This is a genomic window from Pelomonas nitida, from assembly GCF_043555975.1.
GTDB lineage: Bacteria > Pseudomonadota > Gammaproteobacteria > Burkholderiales > Burkholderiaceae_C > Pelomonas > Pelomonas nitida.
In genome coordinates this window covers 1-316 of the sequence record NZ_JBIGIA010000055.1, presented here as the reverse complement: position 1 = coordinate 316, position 316 = coordinate 1, and the positions used below count along the sequence as shown (strand labels likewise).

Sequence of the window (316 nt, the reverse complement as noted above, 5' to 3'; positions counted from 1 at the left end):
GAATCTTGCCCTTCATGGCCATGGTGATCACCCTTCATACCCCTGCCGCAAAATGCAGCAGGGTAGGTCTGTCACCCTGGTCAATATTCAGTCGGCGCTACACGGTTTGTCTGGTCAGTTTTCGGTCGGCGGCAACACCCGTACGTTTACTGGCGAGGTTCTACCGTATTCCCAGCACCGATTGCCCCAAAAGCAAAACCCCCACCAGTTTGCACTGATGGGGGTTGGCTTTAGTAAATAGCCTGACGATGACCTACTTTCACACGGGAATCCGCACTATCATCGGCGCTGACTCGTTTCACTGTCCTGTTCGGGA

The 316-nt window shown here is 53.8% G+C and carries 1 protein-coding gene; it reads left to right on the top strand.

The annotated features are described in order from the left end of the window. On the top strand, positions 1-241 hold a 241-nt coding region (locus ACG00X_RS24085; protein WP_394492369.1), incomplete at its 5' end, for a hypothetical protein. Positions 242-316: the final 75 nt, after the last annotated feature.